Origin of the sequence: Acidibrevibacterium sp., from assembly GCF_049965395.1 — a bacterium.
GTDB lineage: Bacteria > Pseudomonadota > Alphaproteobacteria > Acetobacterales > Acetobacteraceae > Acidibrevibacterium > Acidibrevibacterium fodinaquatile.
Map to the genome: position 1 here is coordinate 36602 of NZ_JBMFWJ010000005.1, position 25634 is coordinate 62235.

Here is a 25634-nt window from a genome sequence, read left to right on the forward strand (position 1 = left end):
GCAAATCTCGTGCCAAAAATACAAAAGACCGCGTCGAGGTCTCACCGTCCGCCGAGATAGCGGCGGCGGAGATGCGCCATGAAATCCTCGGGGTCGAGCGGTTTGCCGGTCGCGGCGCGGAGCAGATCGTTGAACCCGAGCAGGCTGCCGCGGGCATGGATCTCGGCCCGGAGCCAGGTGCGGAGCGGGGTGAAATCGCCGGCGGCGAGCGCCGCGTCGAGCCCCGGCACCCCCCTCCGCGCCGCCGCCATCAATTGCGCCGCCGCCATCGCCCCGAGCGTATAGCTCGGGAAATAGCCGAACGCGCCGTCATACCAATGGATATCCTGGAGACACCCCTCGGCGTCATGTCGCGGGGTGATGCCGAGCAGCGCCGCCATCCCCTCGCGCCACGCGCCGGGAAGGTCGGCCGGGGCGAGATCGCCCGAGATCAACGCCCGCTCGAGGCGAAAGCGGAGGATGACATGGGCGGGGTAGGTCACTTCATCGGCATCGACGCGAATAAAGCCGCGCCCGACACGCCGCCAGAGTCGCGCCAAGTTTTCCGGCGCGTAAAGCGCCGCAGCCCCGCCGAAACTTTCATGCAAAATCGGGCCGAGCCATGCAAGAAACGCATCCGAGCGGCACGCCTGCATTTCGATGATCAAGGACTGGCTCTCATGCACCACCATCCCTGCCGCCATGCCAACCGGCTGGCGAGCATAAGCGGTCGGCAAACCCGCCTCATAAAGCGCGTGTCCGGTCTCATGCATCACGCCCATCAGGCTTTGCGCGAAATCGGCCTCGTCATAGCGGGTGGTGATGCGGATATCGGTGGGCGTGCCGCCGGAGAACGGGTGCAAGGAACGATCAAGCCGGGCATGGCTGAAATCGAGCCCGGCGCGGGCCGCCAAGCGCCGGCAAAGTGCCTCCTGCGCTGCCTCGGGGAATGGGCCGGGGGGAATTTGCGGCGCAACCTGGCGCGCCAGCGCGAGCGGCAACGCCTCGGCGAGAAAAGCCTCGTAGGTCGCGAAAATCGGCACGACGTCAGCGGCGCGCACGCCACGCTGAAACCCCTCCATCAGCGCGTCATAAGGATCAAGCCCGAGCGCCGCCCCGAGTGCCGCGGCCGTTTCCCGCGCGAGCCGCACGACCTCGGTGAAAGCGGGTAAAACCTGCGCAAAATCCGCCGCCGCGCGCGCCCAGCGCCAGATTTTCTCGCACGCCGCATTGGCCCGCGCCTGCGCCTCGACGAGATCGCCCGGCAGCGCCGCGGCGCGGCGATAGCGCTCTGCCATCAAAGCGAGATTGGCGCGCTCCCATGGATCATCGCCGGGATCGGCGCCGGAGAGCCACTCCGCCACCTCGCCGGCGATTAGCAACTCATGCGCAAGCCCGGCAAGGACCGCAAGTTGCTCGCCGCGCGCCGCCCCGCCCCCCGGAGGCATCATCGTCGCGGCGTCCCACCCCAGCATCGCCTGCGCTTCCTCGATCACCGCGATGCGGGCAAAGCGCGCCCGGAGACGGGTGTAAGCTTCATTCATCGCCGCCGGCTCCCTCCTGCCGCCAATATCTTCGCAGCCAAAGACCGTAAATCACCGCAAGCGCGATCGCGAGCCCGAACCAGGTCAGGGCGTAGGAGAGGTGATTGTTCGGTGGCCGCGGCAGGTTCTCGGCCGGCGCCGGGATGCCGCCGGGCGGCGGCGGCCCCATCGCCATCAGCGTGAACGGCGCGACCGTTTTGAGGCCGAGCGCGGCGCCGATCCGAGCCGGGTCGAGGGTATAAAAGCGCAACCGCCCGGGATCGTCGCGCGGCGTGAACCAGCCCGGGCGCGCCGGCAGCCGGACGAAGCCGATGACGCTTACCGCTGGCGCCGCTTCGGCGAAAGCGGCGAGCGCGCCATCGGGGATCCAGCCGCGTGCGACCAGGAGCGGCGGTCCCGCCGCCGGCACCAGCACCTGCAATAATTGTCCGCCCATCGTCGGCCCCCGCGCCGTCTCGCGCACTTCGGCGCCGTAGAGCGCGATCACTGGCAGATAGCGGCCATGGACGACGACTTTCTCGAAGGGCGTCGGCGCCGCCGGCAGCGCAACCGGCGGCGCCGCCTCGGCGGCCGCTATCGCGGCGAGAATGCCGTCTTTCCAGGCCAGCCGCCGCAACTGCCAAACGCCGAGCCCCAGCAAAACCGCCAGCATAACCGCCGTGCTCAGCGTCGGGACCAGAAAATTGCGGCGTTTGCGCTGGCGGCGCGGCGCGGTCACGGCCCCATCTCGGTGCGGCGATAGCGATATTGCAACACGATTAGCGCCGCCTTCAGCGGGCGCATCATCGCGATGGCGAGCGGGACCGTCACCACCGGCCACAACACCGCATGCACCCAAAGCGGCGGCGAGAACGTGAATTCGACCCAGAATGCCAAGACGACGATCACCGCGCCGAGGACGAGAATAACCGCGACCGCCGGACCGTCACCGGCATCATGGGCGCTGAGATCGAGACCGCAAACTGGGCAGGCGGGGCGCACCGTGAGCAGGCCCGCGAACAGTTTACCCTGGCCGCAACGCGGACACCGCCCCGCAAGCGCCGCCCAAATCGGCGAGATCGCCGCATCCGGGGCCGGCGGCATCGGCGCTCAGCCGGCGGATACCGGCGACGCCCCCCACCAATAGATGCACACGAACAGGAACAGCCAAACGACATCGACGAAATGCCAATACCAGGCTGCCGCCTCGAAGCCAAAATGCCGCTCGGGCGTAAAATCGCCACCAGACGCGCGGAGGAGGCACACGATCAAGAACAACGTCCCGACGATGACGTGAAAGCCGTGAAACCCGGTCGCGAGGAAGAACACCGAAGGGTAGATGGTGCCACCGAAATGAAACGGCGCGTGGGAATACTCAAGCGCCTGAAAGCCGGTAAAGCTGAGCCCGAGCAACACCGTCAGCAACAGCCCCATGACCAGCCCCTTACGGTCATTCTCCAACAGGCTGTGATGCGCCCAGGTAACGGTGGTGCCCGAGAGCAGCAGGATCATGGTGTTCAGGAAGGGAATATGGAACGGGGCGAAGGTGTGGATCCCCTCCGGCGGCCAGACCATTTCCTTGGCGCCGGCGACATGCTCGGGAAACAGCGCGAAATTGAAAAACGCCCAGAAGAAAGCAACGAAGAACATCACTTCGCTGGTGATGAAGAACATCATGCCGTAGCGCAGGCCAAGCCGCACCACCGGCGAATGCATCCCCGGCGTGTGGCTTTCCTTGAGCACGTCACGCCACCAGAAGAACATCACCCCGAGCACGCCGAGCAGACCGAGAATGAGCAGCGTCCAACTATGATAATGCGCCTCGAAGACGATGCCGAGCACGGTCAGGCCACCCGCCAGAGCGCCAACGATCGGCCACGGGCTGGGATCGACCAGATGATAAGGCTGCTTCAGGCCAGAACTGGCGACAGGGAGGGCAGCGGCGTGGGTATCAGTGCTCATGTCTCGTCCGTCTCATCTCGGCCGGGCTTGATCCGGCGGTGGAAAGGCTTCGTCCGCGCATCATGGCCAAAAGAGCGCACGATTCAAGTGGTTGATCAGCGAAAACTGGGTGTGCGCCATGGGCGGGGAGCGATATCAGATCAATGGCGCGTCATCTTGGCGATGGTGATGGCATAGAATAGGCCGGCGAGGGCAAACAGCACCACGAACAGCGCCCAATTGCGCCCCCGCCGGCGCCGTTCGAGATCGGCGGGCTTGATCGGCGGCGGCGCTGGCACCGGCTCGGTCATCACGCCGTTCACCCGACCAGACGGTCGACGGCGAAGGCCGCGAACAGCGCGAAAAGATAGAGGATGGAATAGCGAAAAGCCGCCCGCGCTGGCGCATCCTTGGTCAGGCTCCGCCCCGTCGCATCCACCGCGTCGCGCAGCACCCGCCAGGCGCTCACCAAAAAGCCAAGCCCGAGCCCGCACGCCGCGAGGCCATAGATTCGGCCAGCCTCGCCCAACACCCATGGCAAGAGCGTGATCGGCACCAAGACCAACGTGTAGAGCATGATCTGCCGACGCGTCGCCCGCGGGCCGGCCACCACAGGCAGCATCGGCACACCGGCGCGCGCGTAATCGCCATGGGCGTAGAGCGCGAGCGACCAGAAATGCGGCGGCGTCCAGAAGAAAATAATGGCAAACAGCACGAGTGGCGTTAGCGCGAGATGCCCGGTCACCGCGACCCAACCGATCAGCGGCGGGAAGGCCCCGGCAGCCCCGCCGATGACGATGTTCTGCGGCGTCCGCCGCTTCAGCCACATCGTATAGACGAACACGTAAAACAGGATCGAGGCCGCGAGGGCAGAACCAGCCGCGACATTGGTCGCAAGCCCCATGACCAGAACCGAGGCGACGGCCAGCGCAATCCCGAAGCCGAGCGCATCCGCCGGCGCGATCCGCCCGTCCGGCACTGGCCGCCGCGCCGTCCGCCGCATCACTGCGTCGATGTCACGGTCGTACCACATATTGATCGCCCCGGCCGCACCAGCGCCGACCGCAATGCACAGGATCGCCGCGAGACCGAGCACCGGATGCATTCCCCCCGGCGCTACCAGCAAGCCGACCAGCCCGGTGAAAACGACCAGCGTCATCACCCGCGGCTTGAGCAGAGTCATCCAGTCGCCCACGGTCGCGACCGCGACGAGCGGCGAGGAGATGATCTCCCCGCCAGGCGCTTCGATCCAAACAGAATCGCTCATACCCGTCTCTGCCGTCAGCGGATCTGCGGCAATTCCTCGTAAGTGTGGAAGGGCGGCGGCGAACTCACCGTCCATTCCAGCGTCGTCGCGCCCTCGCCCCAATAATTATCGCCGACACGCTCTTTCGAGGTGAAGGTGCGGAACATGACGTAAAAGAACACTAGCGCCGAGAGTCCCGCGATGTAGGCGCCGATCGAGGAGACATAGTTCCAGCCGGCGAACGCCTCCGGATAATCGGGGTAGCGCCGCGGCATCCCGGCAAGACCAAGGAAATGCATCGGGAAGAAGGTGAGATTGACGCCGACGAAGAACATCCAGAAATGCACCCGCGCCCAGAATTCCGGGAATGGCCGCCCGGTCATCTTGCCGATCCAGAAATAAATGCCGGCGAAGATGCCAAACACCGCGCCGAGCGATAGCACATAGTGGAAATGGGCGATGACGTAATAGGTGTTGTGCACGATCTGATCGATGCCGGCATTGGCGAGAACCACGCCGGTGACGCCACCGATGGTGAAGACGAAGATGAACCCGACCGCCCACAGCATCGGCACCGTCATCTCGATCGCGCCGCCCCACATGGTCGCGATCCAGGAGAAGATCTTCACCCCGGTCGGCACCGCGATGACCAGGGTCGCGGCCATGAAATAGGCGCGGGTATCGACATCCATGCCGGAGACGAACATGTGATGCGCCCAGACCACGAAACCAACGACGCCGATCGCGACCATCGCATAGGCCATGCCGAGATAGCCGAAGACCGGCTTCTTGCTGAAGGTGGAGACGATGTGGCTGATGATCCCGAACGCCGGCAGGATCATGATGTAGACTTCAGGATGACCGAAGAACCAGAACAAATGCTGGAACAGGACCGGATCGCCGCCGCCTTGCGGGTCAAAGAAGGTGGTGCCGAAATTGCGGTCGGTGATCAGCATGGTGATCGCCCCGGCAAGCACCGGGATCGAGAGCAGCAGCAGGAACGCCGTCACCAGCATGCCCCAGACGAAAAGCGGCATCTTGTGCAACGTCATGCCGGGGGCGCGCATGTTGAAGATGGTGGTGATGAAGTTGATGGCGCCGAGCAGCGACGAAATACCAGCGAGATGGAGCGCGAACAGGGTGAAATCCATCCCCGGGCCGGGTTCGTACATAGCATTCGAGAGCGGCGGATAGAGCGTCCAGCCTGACCCCGATTCGCCCATTAGCAACCCGGCGCAAACCAAAGTCAGGGCCGGCACCAGCAGCCAGAAGCTGATATTGTTGAGGCGTGGGAAGGCCATATCCGGGGCGCCGATCATCAGCGGTACGAACCAGTTGCCGAACCCGCCGATCAGCGCCGGCATGACCACGAAGAAAATCATGATCAGCCCGTGCGCGGTCACGATGGTATTCCAGATCTGACCGTTCTCGACGATGTGCTGGCCGGGATACATCAGTTGCGCGCGCATGATCATCGAAAGCCCGCCGCCGATCACCGCGGCAACCGCGGCGAAAATCAGGTAGAGCGTGCCGATGTCTTTGTGATTGGTGCTGAACAACCAGCGCGCGGCGAAGCCGGGATAATGCCCGTGATGCTCGCCATGAGCATGATCATGGGTGGTTGCACTTGCCATCGCTCATCAACTCCTCGAAAAACGCCGCCCGAAAAGCAGGGTCAGCGCTGCGCCTCGTTCATTAGCCCATCCGCCGCCGCCAGGCGGTTGTCGCCGAGCCTCGCCGGTGCGTTCTCCGACGTCTGCTCCTGCGCCTTGGCTTTGGCTGCCCACGCCTTGAAATCAGCGTCGCTCAGCGCCTCAACCACGATCGGCATCTGGCTGTGGTTCATACCACAGACTTGGTTGCATTCGCCGTAATATCTACCCGGTTTCTCGACCCGCACCCAGGTTTCGATGCTGCGTCCGGGGATCGCGTAGCGCTGCACGCCGAGGCTCGGGATAAAGAAGCTGTGGATGACGTCGGTCGAGGTGGTGAGGATGCGGATATCCTTGCCTACCGGCACGACCAGCGGGTTATCCACCTCCAGAAGACGCATCTGCCCGGGTTTTAACTGGCTGTCCGGAATGATGCGGCTTTCGATATCGAGCCCGCCCTGGTCGGGATAGCCATATTCCCAATACCATTGATGCGCCGTGACCTTGATCGTCAGCGCCGGATCATGGGTCCGATCCTCGTAATAGACCAGGCGGAAAGAGGGAATGGCGATGATCACCAGGATCAGGATCGGCAGCACCGTCCACAGCACCTCGATCAAGGTATTGTGGCTGGTCCGACTCGCCTGCGGGTTGCGCTGCGCATTGTAGCGATAGAGCACCCACACCAGCAGCGCGCCGACCAGAAGCGTAATCAGCGTGATGATCACCAGCACGAAATCGTGCAACGCGATGATGTCGTGCTTCACCGGGCTGAAGCCCGGCTGCATGTCCATCTCCCAAGGCTTGGGCGCTTGCGCCAGCGCCGGCCGCGCCAGCCCGATCACCCCCATCGTCGCGATGAGCATGCTGACAAGTATAGCGAAACGCCGCCCCAGTAATCGCATCGGCCGATCTTCCCGTTTTCGACGTGTCGGCCACGCTGTGGCCGGCGGATATGAAGATATCGGTTAGCCCCGCTGCCGTCCGCGATCAAGAGGCGATGTCAAAAGTGCCGCGTTCAGCGACTGAGATGCCGCTCGACCGCCGAGTCCGGCGGCGGCAGGCCAGCCAAAATATCGCGCGCCAACACCCGCCCGAGACAGACCTGCAACCGCCGCGCATCCAAAAGCCGCTCCGCCCGCCGGGCATGCTCGAGATCGACCCCCCCTCCTTCGGCCCAGCCGCGCATCAGATCGAAGCGGGAAAACAGCATCACCCCCGGCGCGGTCGCGGCGGCCCGCAACACCGCCTCGTAAGGACGCAAATCGGCATGCATGCGCAAGACCCGGCTGTAGGGCAGATCAACCAGGATCAACCCCGCCCCCGCCCGCGCCACGGCCGCGCGGCCATCCTCGAGCGCGCGGGCAAATGCCGCAGCGGAAACCCGCCGCAGCGCCTCGATCGTGCCGGTCTGCCAGATCACCAGTTGCACCGGATGCTCGGCGAGCCGCGCGGGGAGATCGCGGCTCATGGTTTCGGCGGCCATACCGCGCCCGCCATAGAGGCTGAGCACAATGTCGGCACTGGGCATCGCCGCCTTTAGAATCTGGGCCGCGCGATAGGCGAAAGAATCGAAAATCCGCCCGGGCGGCGGGCCGAGAACGCTGCCCGAGCCGATAGCGAGGATTTCGAGATGCCCGCCTGGGCGAAGCCCCGCGCGCAAGGCGGGAGATGCCAACGGCGCTGCCGGTGCCGAGGGCGCGGGGCAAAACCCTTTGGGCAGCGGCGGCGGCGGATCGCTGCCGGGACTGGCAAGCACGATGCGCGCCGAAATCGGTGCCGATGGCGCAACCCCCTCCTGCCAGGCAGCCCCCGCCGGGGTGACAAGACAATACGCCGCCAAAGCAAGCGCCAGAACCGCGCGCCCACCCTGCCACGCACCCCATCTCTGCCACGCATAGGTCACGAAAAGGCGCGCTACCAGCGTCAGCCCCCGGCGACAAGCCCTCGCGGCTCGGCCGCGAGACCGGCCGCCAGACGCTCGACATCCGCCGCCGCCGGGCTCGCCGGGTGACGGGTGAGGAGAAGGCTCTGGCGACGGATCGCCTCGCGCACCCGGTCGTCACGCCGCACCGCGCCGGCATAGTCCGGCGCGCGGCCCAGAAAGGCCTGGCAAGCCCGCGCCAGCGTCGCAAACGTTTTTTCGCCCGCGGCCTGGCTCGCCGCCTGGTTCACCACGACCCGGACATCGCCGCCCCCTTTCTCCGGCAGGCAATCGGCGGCGTAGAGTTTTAGCACCGCATAGGCATCGGTGAGGCTGGTCGGCTCATCGGTCGCGACCACCACCAGGGTATCGGCCGCCACCGCCATCCGCCGCACCGCGCGATCGAGCCCGGCGCCAAGATCGAGCACGACGGTCTGATAGAGCGCGGTTGCGGCCCGCAATTCCGCCAACACCCGGGCCAGCGCCGGCGGCTCCAAGGCGGCAAGCGCGCCCGAGCCGGAACGGCCGGCGAGAATGTCGAACCCGCCCGGCGCAAACGCGGTGACACTCTCGGCCAAGCTCGCCCGCCCGGTGATCAGGCCGCCGAGATCGCGCTCCGGCATCAGGCCGAGCTGGATATCGACATTGGCGAGACCGAGATCGCCATCGAACAGCAACACCCGCCGCCCGGCGCGGGCGAGCGCGTGGGCGAGGGTGATCGCGAGCCAGGTCTTCCCCACCCCCCCCTTGCCCGAAGCGATGGCGATCAGACGCCCGCGCCGCAGCGGCAGCACCTTGCCCACCGGCACACCGGGACGGTCGCCTTGGCTGATCGAACGGACATCGAGCATCATGCATACGCCTCTGCTGGAGGCCGGGCAGTGGCCGGGCCAACGCCCCGAACCAGTCGCTCGGCAAGAAAATCGGCGGTCATCGGCACCAACCCGTCGGCGGCGCCACTGCCCACCCCGGCCTCGGCGAGGCCGAGCCGGCCGGCGGCGGCGGCGGCGAGCACGCCGCCCAGCCGCCGCGCGACATCGAGCCGGGTCGCAACCAGGGCGAGCGCGCCGGCAGCGGCGAAGGCGGCGGCGAGATCGGCGGCTTCGGCGACATCGAGCCCAGCCGGCAGCACCAAAACGACCCGCGCCCCCGCCGCGCCGGCGAGAGCGGAGATTTCCGCGCCGGCGGCGGGATCGAAAGGATCGATCCCCGGCGCGTCGATCAATACCGGCGCCCCCTCGCTCCGCCGCGTCAGAGCGCGGGCGAGCGATACCGGCTGACTCGCGACCAAAAGATTGAGGTCGAGCAGCCGCGTATAAGCCGCCAATTGTTCGGTCGCGCCGGCGCGCTTGCCATCGGCGGAAATCACCAGTGGCGCGCCCCCCGCCAGCACCAGCCGGGTCGCCAGCCGCGCGACCGTCAAAGTCTTGCCGGCGCCCGGCGGGCCGACGAACAAGAGCGGCGCCGCCCCGGCCGCGAGCGGCAAGGTGGCAAAAGCGAAATGACGGGACAGCATCGTCGCGAGATCGCCCTCTTCGAGCAATGCCGCGAGCGCCTCCGGAACCGCGTGAAACGCGAGTGCCTCCCGCCGTTCGCGCTGACCGCCGGCGGCCAGCGGATCCCCCGCCGCGCCAGAGGGGGACGCCGCCTCGGGATCGAGCGCGGCCGTCACCTCGACACCGCCCGCCACCCGTCGGCTGCCGAGAATGAGCGCCTCGGCGCCGAGTTCGCGGCGCAACGCCGCCATCGCTTCCGCCATGGTAGGCGCGCGATAGAGCTTCAGTCGCATCGCGTGCGTCCCCCATCAGGCGGGGCGGGGCGCCACAGCCGGCGCCCGCCCACCCGCAACGCCATCCTCATGTCCCGGTGCGAACCCATCATATCGTACCGACGGTGCGAATGCGGGCGCGTGGATGGATTTCCGACTGTGCTAGCACCGCGGTCGCCGGGCGGATGCGCTCGACGATCGCGCGCACATGCGGGCGGATCGGCGCGCTGGTCAGCAACGCCGGCGCCTCGCCGCCCGCGGCAGCCTGCTCGAAGACCGCCCGGAAGCGATGCATGAAGTCCTGCAGCCGCTGGGGCGACATCACGAGCTGGCGATCCTCGGCCGGTCCCACCAGAGCATCGGCGAAGGCCCCCTCCCATTCCGGAGACAGCGTGACCAGCGGGATATAGCCGGCGGCGCCGACATGGCTGTCGCTCAGTTGCCGCGCGAGGCGGGCGCGCACATGCGCGACGATGGCCCCGAAGCCGCGCCCCTGGCCGCTCGTTGCCTCCTGGATGCCCTCCAGAATGGTGGGGAGATCGCGAATCGAAACCCGCTCGGCAAGCAGCGCCTGCAAGACACGCTGCACCCCGCCGACCGAGATCTGCGTCGGGATGATGTCTGCGACCAATTTCTGCTGTTCGCGCGGCAATTCATCGAGGAGTTTCTGGGTCTCGGCATAAGACAGCAATTCCGCCATGTTCTCGCGCACGATCTCGGTCAAATGGGTCGCGAGCACGCTCGGCGGATCGACGACGGTGCAGCCGCGGAAGGTCGCCTCCTCGCGCGCTTCCGGCGCGATCCAAAGCGCCGGCAGGCCGAATGCCGGCTCGGTGGTGCGTTCGCCGGCAAGCTCCGGCCGCCCACCCTTGGGATCCATGGCGAGCAGCGCGTTCATCCGCACCTCGCCCCGCCCGGCCTCGATCTCCTTGATGCGAATGGCATAGCCCTCGGCGGGAAGCTGCATATTGTCCTGGATGCGCACCGGCGGCAGCACGAAGCCCATTTCGGCGGCGATGGCGCGGCGCATCCCTTTGATCTGCTCGGTCAGGCGCGGCGGATCGCCGCTTGCCAACGCAAGCAAGCCATAGCCGAGTTCGAGCCGGATCAGATCGATACGCAGCGCCTCGCTGATCGGCGGTTCGGCCGGTGCCGCCGGCGCGCCCGCGGGAAGCGCGAGCGATAGCGACGGCGCATAGTTGCGCCGCAGCCACGCAGCCCCCCCCGCGACCCCAGCAAGCCCGAGAAAAGGGAGCGCCGGTAAACCCGGCATCAGCGCCAGCACCGTCGCGGCGCCAGCGGCGAGCGCGAGCGGCTTCGGCCGCCCGCCGATCTCGGCGAGCAGGGCGACATTCGCCTTGCCCTCCATGCCGCCCTTGGTGACGACGATGCCAGCGGCGGTGGAGACCAACAAAGCCGGGATCTGCGCGACCAGCCCATCCCCGACGGTCAGCGTGGTGAAGGTCGCGGCGGCATCGGCGAACGGCATGCCATGGCGCACGAGACCGATCGTAAGGCCACCGACGATATTGATTGTGGTGATGATCAACGCCGCGATGGCATCGCCGCGGACGAACCGCGCGGCACCATCCATCGCGCCGTAAAAGCCGCTCTCGGCCTCCAGTTCGCGCCGCCGGCGGCGTGCCGTCTTGTCGTCGATCATGCCCGAGGAGAGATCGGCGTCGATCGCCATCTGCTTTCCGGGCATGGCATCGAGGCTGAAGCGCGCGGAAACTTCGGCGATACGGCCAGAACCTTTGGTAATGACCATGAAATTGACGACGAGCAGGATCGCAAACAAGATGACGCCGATCACCACGTCGCCGCCCATGAGAAAACCGCCAAAGGCGGCAACAACATGCCCGGCCGCGAGCGGCCCCTCATTGCCGTGGGCGAGGATCAGCCGCGTCGTCGCGACTTCGAGCGCCAGGCGCAGCAGCGTCGTCAGCAGCAACAAGGTCGGGAAGCTCGAGAAATCGAGCGGCTTTTCGAGAAACAGCGCGACCATCAGGACAAGGATCGACGCCGTGATCGAAAGCGAGAGACAGATATCGAGCACGAAGGGCGGCAGCGGCAGGATGAGCACCGAAAGCAAGGCAACGACACCGAGCGCGAGCCCGATATCGCTCCCCGGCAGATAGGGACGAAGCCGCCCGCCGAAGACGGCGAGCCAGGGCGCCGCTGGTTTCGCCGCGATGTCGGCCATGGCGCCTCAGGCCACCGCCGCAGACGCCATGCTGCCGGCCGGCGGCGGCGGCACGGCAAGTCCCTGCGCCGCGTAATCGCGAAGCTTGTTGCGCAGCGCCCGGATCGAAATGCCGAGCATGACCGCGGCATGGGTGCGGTTGCCGAAAGTATGTTCCAGGGTTTCGAGAATGAGATCGCGCTCGACCTCGTCAACCGTGCGCCCGACCAGCGCCGAAACCGGCGCCGCGCCTGGCGCCGGGGTCGCGACCGCACCCCCCGCGGGCGTTGCGGGCCGGCCGTTTGCCGCGAGCGCCAAGCCTTCCGCCGCCGGCAGTTCAATGGCCGCGAGATCGATCTCGTCGCCTTCCGCGAGCAGCACGGCGCGATGGAGGATGTTTTCGAGTTCGCGCACATTGCCCCGCCAGGGATGGCGGCGCAGCGCGGCGCGCGCTTCCTCCGCCAGCGGCCGCGCCGGCACGCCGTTGAGTTCGGCGAAGCGCTGCGCGAAATGTTCCGCCAAGGCGATGATATCGGCTGGCCGCTCGCGGAGCGGCGGGATCACCAGATTGACGACATTGAGTCGGAAATAAAGATCCTCGCGAAACCGCCCCGCAGCGATCTCGCTCTTGAGATCGCGATTGGTGGTGGCGATGAGGCGCACATTCACGCGCACCGGTCCGTTGCCGCCGAGACGGTCGATTTCGCGCTCCTGGATCGCCCGCAATAGCTTCGCCTGAAGGCGGATATCCATCTCGCTGATTTCATCGAGCAACAGCGTGCCACCGTCAGCGGCCTCGAATTTGCCGACCCGGCGCGCGATGGCGCCGGAAAAGGCGCCCTTCTCGTGGCCAAAAAGTTCTGACTCCAGCAAATTCTCTGGAATCGCCGCGCAATTGAGGGCAACGAACGCCGCCGCCGCACGGCGCGAACGGCGATGGACATGGCGCGCCAGAACCTCCTTGCCGGTGCCCGATTCTCCTGAGATCAGCAGCGACGCGTCCGAACGCGCGACCTGCTCGGCGCGGCGAAGGGTTGCGAGCATGAGCGGGTCGCGCACGATCAACGCGTGGCTCTCCCCAGCCACGGATTCGAGAATGGCCGCGATCAACTCGGCATCCGGCGGCAGCGGCAGGAATTCCCGCGCCCCCGCCTCGATCGCGCGCACCGCCGCCTCCTGATCATTGCCAACCCCGCACGCGACGACCGGCACCAGGATGCGCTCGGCAAACATCGCGCGGATCAGCGCCGCGATGTCGTGGCGGACGTCACAGAGCACGAGATCGACGCGGGCATCAGCACGCAGCCGGATCAATGCCGGCTCGATGCCATCGGCCTGGTCGAGCCGGACGCCGCGCGCGATCGCGATCTGCGCCGCCTGACCGAGTTCCGCCGCCAAGGATCCGATGATCAGAACTTGCATCGTCCGCAACCGCCCCTATCCGCGAAAGCGCCTCAAACCACCCGATCCGCTTTGACGATTTCGGTCATCGTCACGCCGAGCCGGTTATCGTCGACCATCACCACTTCGCCACGCGCGACGAGCCGGTTATTGACGTAGATATCGATCGCCTCCCCGAGTTTGCGGTCGAGTTCGACCACGGCGCCGCGGCCGAGCTTGAGCAATTGATTGACCTGCATCGTCGCCTTGCCGAGAACGGCGCTCACCGTGACCGGAATGTCGTAGACCGCTTCGAGATCGCGCGCACCGCGCGGCACGCTGGTATCGGTGATATCCAGCGCGTCACTACCCTCGATGAAATCCGGCTCATTCGACATCGGCCAATTCCCTTTCCGCATGACTGTCCGCATCCAGCCCGAAACCCTGCCACAATTCGACGAGCTGGCGCCGCAGCGCCGCACTATCGCGGCTGGCGCGGCCATTTTTCCAGGTAATCGTGACGTCGCCCGCGCTCATGCCGGCCTCGCTGACGAGACGCACCTTTGCGGCAAGCGATCCATCGAGACGCTCGAGATCCGCCGCCAGCGTCTCCCGATCGCCAGCGGCGATGGACACTATGATCTCGGGCTCAAGCGCCATCGGCGGCAGCAATTCGCGCATCAGCCGGCTGATTTCGGCGGCGCCATGGCGGCGAACGAGATCGGGCAATACCGCCGCGAGCGAGCCCGTCAGCATCCGCGCCAGGGCGTGCCCGATCTCGTCGGCGCGCAGCTTCGCACCCGCCGCCGCCTCCGCGAGCGCCCCCCGGATCGCCGCGAGCAGGCCATCGAGCGCGGCCTCGCGCGCGCCGAGCACCATCGCCCGTCCCGCCGCGACACCCGCTTCGTAGCCGCTGAGCCGCGCCGCCTCAACATCCTCGGCCGTGAAGACCGCGGTGATGATTTCGGGCTCATTGGCCTCATCCGCCGCCGGCGTCTCCGCCACCGGTGCGTCAATCGCATCGAAATCCTCGATGAACAGGTTTCGTTTGCCGGCTTCGGCACGCGGCGGAATTTTCGTCGCCCCGCTCAATAGACCAACTCCTCGCCCTTGCTTTCGCTGATCTCGATCTGACCTTGCGCGGCAAGTTCCTTGGCCACCAAGACGATGCTGGCCTGTGCCTCATCGACGTCGCGGAGTTTGACCGGCCCGAGATTTTCGATCTCCTCACGCAGCATGCGCCCGGCGCGTTCGGACATGTTGGAGAGGAAGAGATCACGCACTTTCTCAGAGGCGCCCTTAAGGGCGATAGGCAGCTTGTCCTTCTCGACGGTGCGCATCAGAACCTGAATAGCCACACCGCTGAGACGTTGCAGATCCTCGAACGTGAACATCAACGCCTTGATCCGCTCCGCCGATTCACGGTTGCGATCCTCGAGCGCGGCAAGGAAGCGGGTTTCGCTCTGGCGGTCGAGATTATTGAAGATTTCCGCCATCATTTCATGAGAGTCGCGCCGGGTGCTGCGCGCGAGATTAGACATGAACTCGGCGCGCAACGTGCGTTCGACACCCTCCAAGACTTCCTTCTGCACGCTCTCCATGCGCAGCATGCGCATCACCACCTCCATCGCGAAGGACTCGGGCAGCAACGCCAGAACCCGCGCCGCGTGGTCGGGCTTGACCTTCGAGAGAACGACGGCAACGGTCTGCGGATATTCATTCTTGAGGTAATTCGCGAGCACCGCCTCGCTGACATTGCCGAGCTTGTCCCACATCGTGCGCCCGGCTGGCCCTCGGATTTCCTCCATGATCTGCTGGACGCGATCGCGCGGCAGGGCGCGCTGCAAGATCCGCTCCGTGCTCTCGAAGCTGCCGACGATATTGCCAACCCCACCGAGGCTTTCGGAAAAATCGTTACACAAGCGCTCGACAAGATCGGCCCGCACCGAGCCGAGCTGCGCCATCGCTGCGGAGATTTCCTTGATCTCGTCCTCATGCATCAGGGCAAAGATACGCCCGCTCTGCTCCTCACCGAGCGCCAGCATCAAAATCGCGGCCTTTTGCGACCCGCTCAAGCCGCGCGGATCATCGATCTTGGCCATCGCTCAGCTCTGCTCCTCGGCCATCCAGCCACGCATGATGGCGACAGATTCTTCTGGATGCTTATCTACCAGATCAGCGATCTTGCGGATCGAGGAAAGCCTCATCTGTCCCTCTATATTGGCGAGCGTCGTCATCCTCTCATCCTCCAACATGGCGACCTGCGCCGCTCCCGGGAGCGCGACGCCATCGACCCCGGCAAGCAGGTTCCCCGCCGCCACGTCTTCCCGGCCATCAATCGGCCCGGCCAGCGCCGGCGGCGCCGCGATCGTCGTCAGACGCAGCACCATCGGCCGCAAGACGGCGAGCAGGGCGAGGACGCCGACGATGCCAAAGAGCAGCGTTTCGACGAGATGGACGATGTCAGCATGTTCGAGCGCAAGGCCGAACGGGCCGGTCGCCGTCGGCGTCGCGATGTCGCCCTGCGTGAAGCGCATGCTCACCACCTGCACCTGATCGCCGCGCTTCTCATCAAATCCAACAGCGCTTTTGACCAGAGCGCTGATCCGCGCGATCTCTTCGGGACTGCGCTCCTGCCATTCCAGCTTGCCACTCTTGCCCGGCATCATGGCGCCATCCACCATCACCGCGACGCTGATGCGCTGGATCTGCGGCGCGTCATGGACCAGGGTTCTTACCGATTTGCTGATTTCGTAATTCGTCGTATCTTCCTGGCGCCCTTCCTGGCTGGTGGTATTCGAGGTGCCGTTGTCGGGATTGGGGAGATTATTCTGTACCGAGACGTTGTTCGCGCCATCGGTCGATTTTGAATTGTCGGTGACGCTCTGCTGGCTGCGCACCACCTGCCCGTCGGGATCGTATTTCTCCTCGGTTTGATGCAACTGGTCGAAATTCATCTGCACCGAGGCCTCGGCGCGAACATGGCCAAAGCCAAGACTTTGCTCCAGCATCTCCTCGACGGCGCGCGAGAGGCGAAGCTCGGTCGCGCGGCGGATTTCGTCCGCGGTCATCGCCGCCGCACCATCACCGACAGGGTTGCCGGCGCGGGCGAGAAGATTGCCGCGGCTATCGACGATCGAGATGTTCTGTGGTTTCAAGCTCGGCACCGCGGCGGCGACGAGATTGAGGATCGCCTGTACTTCGTCGCGATCCATCCGGGACGCGCCGGCCATGGTGAGGAGCACGCTCGCCTGCGCCTCCTCGGGGTCGCGTGAAAACGGCTCGCGCCGCGGGAGCACGAGATGCACGCGGGCGGCGCGAACGCCATGGATCGCGCGAATGGTGCGCGCAAGCTCGCCCTCCAGCGCCCGGGTCTGGTCGATCGCCAATTGAAACTGATTGGCGGTCAGCGTGTCGGAGCGATCAAAGATTTCATAGCCGACCGAGCCGCCGCTCGGCAGGCCATCTTTCGCGAGCAGAAGCCGCGCCTTCGCCACCTGATCGGTGGGAACGAGGATCTCCGCGCCGTCATGGCCGCTTTGATGGGCGATATGGGCGTGATCGAGCTGCTCGACGATCTGCGCTGATTCCCGCATGTCGAGATCGCTGTAGAGCAGAGCCATGCGCTGCTCGGTGCCGCGAAAGGCGAGCAGCGCGAGCAGACCGAGCGTGCCGACCGCCACCGCCGCCATCGCGGCAAGACGCAGTGGGCCGAGCGTCTTAAGGCCATCGAGCAGCGGCTGCATCACGCTGCCCCTACGCTGACCATAGCGCCCAAAACCGCCCGGCGCGCCGAAGCCGCCAAGGGCCAAAGCATCCACCGCTCCATGCTCCACCCGCTCCCGGCCATTTGGCCTTTTGCCATGGGCAGAGATTGCCGGGTGGCGATTACCTTGGGGTTAACAGCGCGGTAGATTTTGCCGGGTCGTGGCCGAGCGCCCGAGTCGGGACCTGCCCCCAGACCACCCTTCCCTGCGCCCCACAGGCCGGGCAGAGCGGCTGCCAGGCGGCCAAGTGGGCGGCGCAGGCATCGCAATGCCAGGTGGGATCGGGCTCGGCCGCCGCCGCCTGCCGCAGCGCCAATGACAGTGCCTCGTTGGCGGCGGCCCGGTATTCCTCGTCGGTGGCCTCGCGCTCGGCGATGTCAGCGAGCAGCAAGAAAACGCGGCGCTGGCGGAGCGTCGCGCGCGCGGCTTCGGCGTGATGCCGTGCCTGACCGATCAGCCCCGCGTCGAGCGCCACGCGGGCGAGGAGGAAATGACTTTCGGCATCATCCGCCCGCCCCGCGACCAGTGTTTCGGCGGCGCGCAGCCGGGCCACCGCGTCCGCGAGCGGCGCGAGCGCGAACGCCGCGAGATCGGGATGTGGGTTGGCCGCCCAAGCAGCGCGCAACAACCGCATGACGGCCCGCTCCTTGCCGACCGCGCGCAACCGTTCGGCATAGGCGAGAGCGGCGGGGGTGAGCCGGGGATCATCCTGAAAGGCACGGCGGGCAAGGCGTAGTGCGGCGGCAGGATCGGGCTCGGCGATCGCGGCGGCGGCGGCGTAAGCCGCGCGCGGCGCATCCGGCCCCGCCAGAGCCAGGGCCTCCGCCCAGGCGCCGCGGCGGAGCGCTATCGCCAAACGCTCACGCCGCAGCCACGCAGCCCCAGGGAACGCGGCTTCAGCGCGCCGCGCGAGCTGCGCCGCCGCCTCCCAATCCTCCCGTCCGGCGGCCTGCTGAAACAGGCCGCGCAGCCCAAGGAAACTCGCCTCGCGATGCCGCGCCAAGGTCTCGAACAGCGCCGCCGCCTCGGCATCCTGGCCGGCCTGGCGCGCGGCATAAGCGGCAAGCAGCAGGGTTTGCGGGGTATCGCCGAGCCCGCGCCGCGCCCGCTCGCTCTCGACCCGCGCCGCAGCCCCTTCACCGGCCGCGAGCGCCACCAGCGCCCGCGTCACCGCCCTCTCGCCGCGCCGCCGCCCCCGCGCCTGCCGCCAGCGCCGCCAGCGCCGCGGCAAAAAAAGGAGACGGAGGATGAGCCGCACGACGCCATAGGCCAGCGCGAGCGCGATGACGAGCAAGATCGCCGCTGCCGCCCCAGAGGTTTCGATCGTCCAGGCGCCGATCTCGAGATTCACGACGCGCGGCAGCGCGAAAAAACCGAGGGTGAGGAGAACCGTTGCCGCGGCGGCGAGCAACAGGAACAGAACGCGCCGCATCAACGCCCCGCCAGAAGATCGGCGAGCGCGCGGCGCGCGGCGAGGAGGCTTTCGGCGTTCTGCCGCCATGGCGCGAGCGCCGCCGCCGACGCGCCCTCGATCGGCGCCAGGGCGGCAAGCGCGCCCGCGAGATCATCGTTGGCGAGCGCGGCCTCCGCCTTTGTCAACTGGGCGGCAAGCCTGTCGCCGACCAGCACCTGATCGCCGTGCCGCACCGTCACCGCCGCGCCGAGCCAATCCATCAGCCGCGCGCCTAAGCCGGGGGGCGGATTAGCGGCGCGGGCAGCCGCCGCCGCGGCGGGAAACGTTGCGCGAAGGGAGGCAAGCGTCGGCGGCGGCGTCTCGGCGAAACGCGCCAGCGCCGGCGGCGCGCCCGGCAGATCGCCGAGCGGCTGACCAGCGGCGAGCGCGTTTTCCGCCGCCCGTAAGCGGGCAAGCCGCGTCGTCTGGTCGGCGACGATCGCGATCTGGCGCGAGACCGCGCCATCATTTTGCGCCAAGGTATCGAGCCGGGCTTCGTCGTCACGCAAGCGCGCCAGCAGCGCCGCAGCATCGATCGCGGCCGCGCCCTGCTTCGCTTGCGCGAGGTCGGCTTGCTGCTTGGCTAAGCTCGCGAGCCGCGCCTCATCCTCCGCCAGCCGCTGCACGAGTGCCGCCGTGTCCCCCCCTCCCGCCGGCGCCTGTTCGAGTGCTGCAAGACGTTTGGCGGTCTCCTCGAGCCGAGCCTCGAGCGGCGCGAGATCGACCTCCCCGCCCGATGCGGCCGGCCGCGCCGCCACCTCGTGCTCGAGGGCGGCAAGGCGCGCCTCCGTGGCATAAGGCGGAAACCGCCAGAGATAGGCGAGGCCACCGGCGAGCAATACGAGGTCGAGCAGCACCAAAAGCGGTAACAGCGATGTCGTCCGGGCGACCGGCCGGGCAGCGTCGGCCGCCTGCGCCGCGGGCGCGGTTTCGCCTTCGCAAGCGGCCTCGGTGGCAGGCGGCGGCGCGGGGATGGGATCTTCGGTCATGGCAAGAGCGCCAGCAAAGCCTCCTGATCGGGATGATGAGCCTCGCGTACCTCCCGCCACGGCAAGGGGCGGAGTTCGGCGGCGGTGGCGGCACTGATCGCCAGCGCAACGAGCGCGCTGAGGCGATCGGCTATCCCTTCAGCTTCCACCAGGCGCCGGAACACCCGCGCCGTCTCGGCAGAGAAGAATAGCCCGGCCCGCACTGTTGGTCCCTCCGACGACGGTCTCGATAACGATTCCGCCGGCGCCGTAAGGGCCGCGCGGGCGGCAGCCGGCAAGGAAGCCGCCGCCGCCGTGGTATAGACCGCCCGGCGCAGAACGCGAAACCCCTGGGCGGTGAGCGCCGCCTCAAGGGCGGCACCTTGCCCCTCGCCGACCGCGAGCAGCAGCGGCTTGCCGGCAGGATCGAGCGTCGCACCGGCGAGGGCGGCAAGCCGCGCCGCATCCGCTGCCGCGCTCGCGACCGCGCCATGGCCGGCGCGGCGGGCGCGCGCGGCCGTTGCGTTCCCGACCGCGAGCAGGCGGAGCTGCCGATGCGTCGCCGGCAGGTGATCGACGGCGTTGCCGCTTCCGACCAAAATCGCCTGTAGCTCCTCGGGCGGCGGCAGATCGGCCGGGCATGGTAAAATTGTCAGGAGCGGGGCGATTACCGGCGTATAGCCGCGGGCGGTGAGCAGAGCCGCCGTCGCCAGCGCGGCCGGCAGCGGCCTTGTGACGAGAACGCCACCGCTCTCCCCTCGCGTCGGCGCGGCCGGGCGAGCGTGGTCAGGCAAAGATATCGGCGGGGCTTTCGGCGCGCAGGCTCATGCCGAGTTCGGTGCCGAGCCGCGCCGCTTCCCCGGCCTCGCCGACGATCTCGCGCTTAAGCAGGAAACTGCCATCGGCGCGCGCGACGAGGCCAGTCAGATGCAGCCGCTGATCCGGCAAAACCCGCGCATAGCCGCCGATCGGCGTGCGGCAGGAGCCATCGAGACAAGCGAGCAACGCTCGCTCTGCGGTGGCGACCGCCTTGGCCTCGGGATCCTCGATGCCGGCGAGGAGATCGAGCAGTTCCTCATCATCGGCGCGGGCGGTGATGCCGATGATCCCCTGCCCCGCCGCCGGCACCATGACCACGGGGTCGAGAACCAGCTTCGGCACCTCGGCGAGCCCGACCCGGCGCAGCCCGGCAAGCGCGAGCAGGCTCGCATCACACGCCCCCGCCGCGAGTTTGTCGAGCCGGGTCTGGACATTGCCGCGCAGCGTCACGATGCGAAGATCGGGCCGCGCGTGCAGCAACTGCGCCTGACGCCGCACCGAGGAGGTGCCGATCACCGCCCCCTGCGGCAGCGCGGCATAGGGATCCTCGGGTTCGCCGGCGGCACATCCGGCGCCGAGGAGCAGCGCATCGCGCGCATCCTCGCGCCGCAGCGTGCAGGCGAGCACGATATTGGGCGGCAGTGCGGTTTCCAGATCCTTGAGGCTGTGGACGGCAAAATCAATCCGGCCATCCGCCAGCGCCTCATGGATTTCCTTGGCGAACAACCCCTTGCCGCCGATCTCGGCCAACCGCCGATCTTGTACCAGATCGCCGGTGGTGCGGATCGCATGCTCCTCGAACACATTCATGCTGCGCAGCACCGGGCAGAAATGGCGCAGCAGCGCGAGGAACGACCGGGTCTGCGCCAGCGCCAGCGGCGAGGCACGGGTGCCGACGCGCAGCGGCAATTCCCGCGCGTGTGGCTTGACGCGCGGGTGATGCCCGGCGCTATGGGAGGGGGCAAGGTCCATCGGGCTCTCCTAAAACCGGAGCGCTAGAAAGGAAAGCACTGACATGCAAATCGGCCATCCCGAAATCAAAGACCGGCTGGTCGCCGGCGCGGTGCTCGGGATCGAGAGTTCCTGCGACGAAACCGCGGTCGCGCTGCTCGCGGGTGACGGCCGCATTCTCGACGAAACCGTGCTCAGCCAGACCGGCGCGCACGCCGCCTTCGGCGGGGTCGTCCCGGAGGTTGCGGCGCGCGCCCATCTCACCCATCTCGCGCCGCTCACCGAGGCGGTGCTCGCCAAAGCCGGCATCGGCAGTGCCGCGATCGCGGCGATCGCGGCGACCTCGGGGCCGGGGCTGATCGGCGGGCTGATCGTCGGCGCGAATTTCGGCAAGGGCCTCGCGCTTGCCTGGGGCAAACCATTTCTTCCGATCAATCATCTCGAAGCCCATGCGCTGACCGCGCGGCTCCCCGGCCTCGCCGAGGGCGGGCTCGCCTTTCCCTATCTCTTGCTTCTGGTCTCGGGCGGGCATTGCCAGTTCGTCGCGGTGGAGGGGCTCGGGCGTTATCGCGTGCTCGGTCGCACCCTCGATGACGCGACCGGCGAGGCGTTCGACAAGGCGGCGAAGCTGCTCGGCCTCGCCTGGCCGGGCGGGCCGGCGCTCGAGCGCCTGGCGGCCGAGGGCGACCCGCGCGCGATTGCGCTGCCGCGCCCGCTGCTCGGCCGCGCCGGCTGCGATTTCAGTTTTTCCGGCCTCAAAACCGCGCTCGCGCAGGCCGTCGCCGGGTTCCCACCGGGCCCCTTGCCGCGCGCCGCCGCCGCCGATCTCGCCGCGAGTTTTCAAGCGGCGGTTACCGACGTGCTCGCCGATCGCACCTATCACGCCCTCGCCCTCTTTCGTGACCGCCATCCCGGCGCGGCGAACCTGGTCATCGCCGGCGGGGTCGCGGCCAATCAGGCAATCCGCGCCGCGCTCACCACGATCGCCGCGCGGCATGGGTGTCGCCTGATCGCACCGCCGCTCCGGCTCTGCACCGACAATGCGGTGATGGTCGCCTGGGCAGGGATCGAGCGGCTGCGAGCCGGCGCGCTCGGCGATCTCGCGCACGCGCCACGCCCGCGCTGGCCACTGGATGCGCCCGACATGGCGCTTACGCCAACCCCGGTCGCCTGATGAATTACCGCCATGCCTTCCACGCCGGCAATTTCGCCGATTGCGTCAAGCACGCGCTGCTGGTGTGGCTGGTGCGCGCCTTGCACCGCAAGGACAAGCCGGCATTTTTTCTCGACACCCACGCCGGCCGCGGCCGCTATGACCTCGAAAGCGCCGAGGCGACACGCACCGGCGAGTGGCGCGACGGCATCGCCCGCCTGCGCGCCGCCCCCGACCCGGTGCTCGGCGATTATCTCGGCATTGTCGAACGCCTCGGCCTCTATCCCGGCTCGCCGCTATTGCTCCGAGCCTTGATGCGCGCGGGCGACCGGCTCGCCTGCTGCGAATGGCATGCCGAGGAAGCGGCGGCGCTCAAGCGGCTTTTTGCCGGCGATCCCGCGGTTGCCGTCCATCGGCGCGACGGCTGGGAAGCGCTCGGCGCCTTGCTGCCGCCGCCGGAACGGCGCGGCCTTACCCTCATCGACCCGCCTTTCGAGGCCGAGGACGAGTTTGAGCGCCTCGCAGACGGTCTCCGTCGCGCCCATCGCCGGTTCCCGACCGGCGTGCTTGCCGCCTGGTATCCGATCAAATCGCGCGCCCGCGTGCGGCAAATCCACGCTCTGCTGAGCGAAAGCGGTTTCGCCGACGCGCTGGCAGCCGAACTCTGCCGGCGCGCGCCGCGTGACCCGGCGATGCTCAACGGCTGCGGGGTTATCATCGTCAACCCGCCTTTCGGGTTCGCCGAGGCGGCGACGGCGCTGCTGCGCGCCTTGCATGACCGGCTGGCCGAGGACGAAGGCAGTTTTCACCGCGTGCTGCCGCTCGCCAGTGCCGTGACGGCCGTGCCATGAGCCGGATCGCAGTCATCGGCGCCGGCGCCTGGGGAACCGCACTCGCCGCCCAAGCGGCACGCGCCGGCAACGACGTCACGCTCTGGGCGCGCGAGCCGATGCGTGCCCGCGCGATTGCAAAGACGCGGGAAAATCCGCGTCTTCCCGGCATTGCCCTCGACCCCGCCATCACCGTCACCGCCGATCTTTCGGCGATCACCGCCGATCTCTTCCTGCTTGCCGTGCCGGTGCAGCATCTCCGCGCCGTCGCGCAGGGCGTGCCAGCGGGCCCGGCGGTGATCTGCGCCAAGGGGATAGAGGCGTCGAGCCTGCTGCTACCTTCGGAAATGCTGGCCGAACTCGCGCCGGCGCGGCCGCTTGCGGTGCTGAGCGGGCCGAATTTCGCCGCCGAGATTGCGCGTGGCCTTCCCGCCGCCGCCGTCATCGCCGCGCGCGAGGCCTCGCTTCGCCTCTCGGTCATGGCAAGGCTCGCAAGCGATCAATTCCGCCTCTACGGCAATGACGATCCGCTTGGCGCCGAACTCGGGGGGGCGGCGAAAAACGTCATCGCCATCGCCGCCGGCGCGGTGATCGGCGCCGGTTTGGGCGAAAACGCCCGCGCCGCACTGATCACACGGGGGCTCGCGGAAATGGCACGGCTGGCGCGAGCGCTCGGCGGCAAGCCGGAGACCATGACCGGGCTTTCCGGTCTCGGCGATCTCGTGCTCACCGCGACCGGCCCGATGAGCCGCAATTTCAGCCTCGGCCTCGCGCTCGGCCAGGGCGAAGCTCTTACCACCGTCCTTGCCCATCAACGCGGCGTCACCGAAGGCGTTGCGACCGCCCCGGCGCTGGTCGCGCGTGCGGCGAAAGCCGGCTGCGAAGTGCCGATCTGCGCCGCCGTCGCCGCGGTGCTCTCCGGGCGAGCCAGTCTCCGCGCCGCGATGATGGCATTGCTTGCGCGGCCACTGCGGGATGAGTGACGGCGAGAGAGAAATCGTTCTTTTTTAGAAAAAAGAACCAAAAAATTTTTGTCGGTTGGGCGGCGCTGGCAGCGCCGCCCGCCGGGAAGCCGAGAACGTTATTTCTGGGCGAAAGCCTTGTCCCAGACGGCATGAGTGGTTGCGTCCTCGGGGCGTTTGGAGATCACCGGATCGGATTTGCCAGCGAGCAGCTCGTCCACCGTGCGCTCATAAGACGCTGGCTCGAGATAGCCGAGGCCATGGCTGCTGCCGGGAATGAGCTTCGCGACCTCGCTCATCATCGTCGTCTGATGCCGCTCGGTCTGGGCGCCGGTTGTGTCATTGTCGAGCACGATCGCGACCGCCTCTTTCTGGTGATCCATCGCATACTGCCAGCCCTTCATCGAGCCGCGCAGAAACCGCGCCAAGCGATCGACCATTTTCGGATCGTTGAGCTTCGGCTGTAGCGCGTAAAGCCCGTCTTCCAGGGTCGCAACCCCCTCGGTCTCGTATTTGAACACGACGAGCTGATCAGGCTTCATGCCGGCCTCGATCAATTGCCAGTATTCGTTATAGGTCATGGTCGAAATGCACGCCGCCTGTTTCTGCAGCAAGGGATCGACGTTGAAACCCTGCTTCAAAACCTTGACATCGGCATTGGGGCCGGAGGTGGTGTAATTCAGCTTCGCCATCCAGGCGAGGAACGGATATTCGTTGCCGGCGAACCACACGCCGAGCGTCTTGCCCCGGAAATCCTTCGGCGTGCGCACGCCGCTATCCTTGCGGCAGGTGAGTTCGAGGCCGGATTTCTGGAACACCTGCGCGATATTGACGAGCGGCACACCTTTTTCCCGGGTTGCGAGCGCCGAGGGCATCCAGTCGACCACGACATCGGCGCCGCCGCCGGCGATCACCTGCGAGGGGTTGATGTCCGGGCCACCGGGCTTGATGGTGACGTCGAGATTTTCATCCTTGTAAAATCCCTTGGCCTTGGCGACGTAATAGCCGGCGAATTGCGCCTGCGTCACCCATTTGAGCTGCAGGGTGAGCGGATCGGCGGCAAGCGCCGGGCGCATCAGGCTTCCGGCAAGAAAGATAGCGGAAAGCAGCAGTGATCTCTTCATTATGTCCCC

General features: G+C 67.2%; 25 protein-coding genes. 3 read left to right on the top strand and 22 right to left on the bottom strand.

Features of this window, described 5'->3' with window-relative positions; translation table 11 throughout:
* Positions 1-41 precede the first annotated feature (41 nt).
* The 21 genes from ACP5M5_RS03020 to hemC form a co-directional block, all read right to left on the bottom strand.
* On the bottom strand, positions 42-1523 hold the full coding sequence (locus tag ACP5M5_RS03020) for a carboxypeptidase M32 (protein WP_427935458.1): 1482 nt from the start codon (positions 1521-1523) through the stop codon (positions 42-44).
* Positions 1516-2241 carry an SURF1 family protein gene (locus tag ACP5M5_RS03025; protein ID WP_427935460.1) on the bottom strand — a complete coding sequence of 242 codons (726 nt, stop codon included), beginning with the start codon at positions 2239-2241 and terminating at the stop codon, positions 1516-1518. The genes ACP5M5_RS03020 and ACP5M5_RS03025 overlap by 8 nt, the downstream gene beginning before the upstream one ends.
* A complete protein-coding gene (locus ACP5M5_RS03030; protein WP_427935462.1) occupies positions 2238-2606 on the bottom strand; it encodes a DUF983 domain-containing protein in 369 nt (122 codons plus the stop codon). The genes ACP5M5_RS03025 and ACP5M5_RS03030 overlap by 4 nt, the downstream gene beginning before the upstream one ends.
* A 6-nt stretch (positions 2607-2612) precedes the next feature.
* Complete coding sequence (locus ACP5M5_RS03035; protein ID WP_427935464.1) at positions 2613-3464, bottom strand: cytochrome c oxidase subunit 3; 852 nt, start codon at positions 3462-3464, stop codon at positions 2613-2615.
* Between the two features lie 140 nt (positions 3465-3604).
* The gene (locus tag ACP5M5_RS03040) at positions 3605-3754 is read right to left on the bottom strand and encodes a hypothetical protein (protein WP_427935465.1); all 150 of its coding nucleotides are present in this window, start codon (positions 3752-3754) and stop codon (positions 3605-3607) included.
* A gap of 8 nt (positions 3755-3762) precedes the next feature.
* Positions 3763-4710, bottom strand: coding sequence for a heme o synthase (locus tag ACP5M5_RS03045; RefSeq protein ID WP_427935467.1), 948 nt, complete (start codon positions 4708-4710; stop codon positions 3763-3765).
* Positions 4711-4724: 14 nt separating this feature from the next.
* Positions 4725-6323 (bottom strand): cytochrome c oxidase subunit I, encoded by a 1599-nt coding sequence (gene ctaD / locus ACP5M5_RS03050; RefSeq protein WP_427935468.1) that lies wholly within the window; start codon positions 6321-6323, stop codon positions 4725-4727.
* Positions 6324-6364: 41 nt separating this feature from the next.
* Complete coding sequence (coxB, locus tag ACP5M5_RS03055; RefSeq protein ID WP_427935469.1) at positions 6365-7246, bottom strand: cytochrome c oxidase subunit II; 882 nt, start codon at positions 7244-7246, stop codon at positions 6365-6367.
* A 113-nt stretch (positions 7247-7359) separates the two neighbouring features.
* Positions 7360-8247: a hypothetical protein gene (locus tag ACP5M5_RS03060; RefSeq protein WP_427935471.1), complete on the bottom strand. Its 888-nt coding sequence runs from the start codon at positions 8245-8247 to the stop codon at positions 7360-7362.
* Between the two features lie 20 nt (positions 8248-8267).
* The gene (locus ACP5M5_RS03065; protein ID WP_427935472.1) at positions 8268-9119 is read right to left on the bottom strand and encodes a MinD/ParA family protein; all 852 of its coding nucleotides are present in this window, start codon (positions 9117-9119) and stop codon (positions 8268-8270) included.
* Entirely contained in the window at positions 9116-10054 is a 939-nt protein-coding gene (locus ACP5M5_RS03070; protein ID WP_427935473.1) for a GTP-binding protein, read from the bottom strand. Before ACP5M5_RS03070 ends, ACP5M5_RS03065 begins: the two co-directional genes overlap by 4 nt.
* An 88-nt stretch (positions 10055-10142) precedes the next feature.
* Positions 10143-12239 carry a flagellar biosynthesis protein FlhA gene (gene flhA / locus ACP5M5_RS03075; RefSeq protein ID WP_427935474.1) on the bottom strand — a complete coding sequence of 699 codons (2097 nt, stop codon included), beginning with the start codon at positions 12237-12239 and terminating at the stop codon, positions 10143-10145.
* Between the two features lie 6 nt (positions 12240-12245).
* Positions 12246-13640: a sigma 54-interacting transcriptional regulator gene (locus tag ACP5M5_RS03080; RefSeq protein ID WP_427935475.1), complete on the bottom strand. Its 1395-nt coding sequence runs from the start codon at positions 13638-13640 to the stop codon at positions 12246-12248.
* Between the two features lie 32 nt (positions 13641-13672).
* The gene (fliN, locus tag ACP5M5_RS03085; protein ID WP_114912478.1) at positions 13673-13996 is read right to left on the bottom strand and encodes a flagellar motor switch protein FliN; all 324 of its coding nucleotides are present in this window, start codon (positions 13994-13996) and stop codon (positions 13673-13675) included.
* The gene (locus ACP5M5_RS03090) at positions 13986-14690 is read right to left on the bottom strand and encodes a hypothetical protein (RefSeq protein ID WP_427935477.1); all 705 of its coding nucleotides are present in this window, start codon (positions 14688-14690) and stop codon (positions 13986-13988) included. Before ACP5M5_RS03090 ends, fliN begins: the two co-directional genes overlap by 11 nt.
* Positions 14687-15700, bottom strand: a complete 1014-nt coding sequence (fliG, locus tag ACP5M5_RS03095) for a flagellar motor switch protein FliG (protein ID WP_427935478.1) — start codon at positions 15698-15700, stop codon at positions 14687-14689. Before fliG ends, ACP5M5_RS03090 begins: the two co-directional genes overlap by 4 nt.
* 3 nt (positions 15701-15703) lie before the next feature.
* Positions 15704-17419, bottom strand: coding sequence for a flagellar basal-body MS-ring/collar protein FliF (fliF, locus tag ACP5M5_RS03100; protein WP_427935479.1), 1716 nt, complete (start codon positions 17417-17419; stop codon positions 15704-15706).
* 67 nt (positions 17420-17486) lie between these two features.
* Positions 17487-18797, bottom strand: a complete 1311-nt coding sequence (locus ACP5M5_RS03105) for a heme biosynthesis HemY N-terminal domain-containing protein (RefSeq protein ID WP_427935480.1) — start codon at positions 18795-18797, stop codon at positions 17487-17489.
* Positions 18797-19807 (bottom strand): hypothetical protein, encoded by a 1011-nt coding sequence (locus ACP5M5_RS03110; RefSeq protein ID WP_427935481.1) that lies wholly within the window; start codon positions 19805-19807, stop codon positions 18797-18799. Before ACP5M5_RS03110 ends, ACP5M5_RS03105 begins: the two co-directional genes overlap by 1 nt.
* Positions 19804-20580: a uroporphyrinogen-III synthase gene (locus ACP5M5_RS03115; RefSeq protein ID WP_427935482.1), complete on the bottom strand. Its 777-nt coding sequence runs from the start codon at positions 20578-20580 to the stop codon at positions 19804-19806. The genes ACP5M5_RS03110 and ACP5M5_RS03115 overlap by 4 nt, the downstream gene beginning before the upstream one ends.
* Positions 20573-21577 carry a hydroxymethylbilane synthase gene (gene hemC, locus ACP5M5_RS03120; RefSeq protein WP_427935484.1) on the bottom strand — a complete coding sequence of 335 codons (1005 nt, stop codon included), beginning with the start codon at positions 21575-21577 and terminating at the stop codon, positions 20573-20575. Before hemC ends, ACP5M5_RS03115 begins: the two co-directional genes overlap by 8 nt.
* A 43-nt stretch (positions 21578-21620) precedes the next feature.
* On the opposite strand from hemC, the gene tsaD reads away from it, so the two are divergent.
* Genes tsaD through ACP5M5_RS03135 form a run of 3 tightly spaced genes read left to right on the top strand, consistent with a single transcriptional unit; the run spans position 21621 to position 24522 of the window.
* On the top strand, positions 21621-22730 hold the full coding sequence (gene tsaD / locus ACP5M5_RS03125) for a tRNA (adenosine(37)-N6)-threonylcarbamoyltransferase complex transferase subunit TsaD (RefSeq protein ID WP_427935485.1): 1110 nt from the start codon (positions 21621-21623) through the stop codon (positions 22728-22730).
* Positions 22730-23560: a 23S rRNA (adenine(2030)-N(6))-methyltransferase RlmJ gene (locus tag ACP5M5_RS03130; protein ID WP_427935486.1), complete on the top strand. Its 831-nt coding sequence runs from the start codon at positions 22730-22732 to the stop codon at positions 23558-23560. The genes tsaD and ACP5M5_RS03130 overlap by 1 nt, the downstream gene beginning before the upstream one ends.
* Positions 23557-24522, top strand: coding sequence for an NAD(P)H-dependent glycerol-3-phosphate dehydrogenase (locus ACP5M5_RS03135; protein ID WP_427935487.1), 966 nt, complete (start codon positions 23557-23559; stop codon positions 24520-24522). The genes ACP5M5_RS03130 and ACP5M5_RS03135 overlap by 4 nt, the downstream gene beginning before the upstream one ends.
* Before the next feature lie 98 nt (positions 24523-24620).
* Here the strand turns inward: ACP5M5_RS03135 and ACP5M5_RS03140 are convergent, their stop codons facing one another.
* Positions 24621-25625 carry an ABC transporter substrate-binding protein gene (locus ACP5M5_RS03140; protein ID WP_427935488.1) on the bottom strand — a complete coding sequence of 335 codons (1005 nt, stop codon included), beginning with the start codon at positions 25623-25625 and terminating at the stop codon, positions 24621-24623.
* Positions 25626-25634: the final 9 nt, after the last annotated feature.

Bases quoted from the DNA above. Each gene is read 5' to 3' on its own strand.
- ACP5M5_RS03020 (WP_427935458.1), bottom strand. From the start codon at position 1,523: ATGAATGAAGCTTACACCCGTCTCCGGGCGCGCTTTGCCCGCATCGCG.
- ACP5M5_RS03030 (WP_427935462.1), bottom strand. From the start codon at position 2,606: ATGCCGCCGGCCCCGGATGCGGCGATCTCGCCGATTTGGGCGGCGCTT.
- ACP5M5_RS03035 (WP_427935464.1), bottom strand. From the start codon at position 3,464: ATGAGCACTGATACCCACGCCGCTGCCCTCCCTGTCGCCAGTTCTGGC.
- ACP5M5_RS03040 (WP_427935465.1), bottom strand. From the start codon at position 3,754: ATGACCGAGCCGGTGCCAGCGCCGCCGCCGATCAAGCCCGCCGATCTC.
- ACP5M5_RS03045 (WP_427935467.1), bottom strand. From the start codon at position 4,710: ATGAGCGATTCTGTTTGGATCGAAGCGCCTGGCGGGGAGATCATCTCC.
- ctaD (WP_427935468.1), bottom strand. From the start codon at position 6,323: ATGGCAAGTGCAACCACCCATGATCATGCTCATGGCGAGCATCACGGG.
- coxB (WP_427935469.1), bottom strand. From the start codon at position 7,246: ATGCGATTACTGGGGCGGCGTTTCGCTATACTTGTCAGCATGCTCATC.
- ACP5M5_RS03065 (WP_427935472.1), bottom strand. From the start codon at position 9,119: ATGATGCTCGATGTCCGTTCGATCAGCCAAGGCGACCGTCCCGGTGTG.
- ACP5M5_RS03070 (WP_427935473.1), bottom strand. From the start codon at position 10,054: ATGCGACTGAAGCTCTATCGCGCGCCTACCATGGCGGAAGCGATGGCG.
- flhA (WP_427935474.1), bottom strand. From the start codon at position 12,239: ATGGCCGACATCGCGGCGAAACCAGCGGCGCCCTGGCTCGCCGTCTTC.
- ACP5M5_RS03080 (WP_427935475.1), bottom strand. From the start codon at position 13,640: ATGCAAGTTCTGATCATCGGATCCTTGGCGGCGGAACTCGGTCAGGCG.
- fliN (WP_114912478.1), bottom strand. From the start codon at position 13,996: ATGTCGAATGAGCCGGATTTCATCGAGGGTAGTGACGCGCTGGATATC.
- fliG (WP_427935478.1), bottom strand. From the start codon at position 15,700: ATGGCCAAGATCGATGATCCGCGCGGCTTGAGCGGGTCGCAAAAGGCC.
- ACP5M5_RS03105 (WP_427935480.1), bottom strand. From the start codon at position 18,797: ATGCGGCGCGTTCTGTTCCTGTTGCTCGCCGCCGCGGCAACGGTTCTC.
- ACP5M5_RS03110 (WP_427935481.1), bottom strand. From the start codon at position 19,807: ATGACCGAAGATCCCATCCCCGCGCCGCCGCCTGCCACCGAGGCCGCT.
- hemC (WP_427935484.1), bottom strand. From the start codon at position 21,577: ATGGACCTTGCCCCCTCCCATAGCGCCGGGCATCACCCGCGCGTCAAG.
- tsaD (WP_427935485.1), top strand. From the start codon at position 21,621: ATGCAAATCGGCCATCCCGAAATCAAAGACCGGCTGGTCGCCGGCGCG.
- ACP5M5_RS03130 (WP_427935486.1), top strand. From the start codon at position 22,730: ATGAATTACCGCCATGCCTTCCACGCCGGCAATTTCGCCGATTGCGTC.
- ACP5M5_RS03135 (WP_427935487.1), top strand. From the start codon at position 23,557: ATGAGCCGGATCGCAGTCATCGGCGCCGGCGCCTGGGGAACCGCACTC.
- ACP5M5_RS03140 (WP_427935488.1), bottom strand. From the start codon at position 25,625: ATGAAGAGATCACTGCTGCTTTCCGCTATCTTTCTTGCCGGAAGCCTG.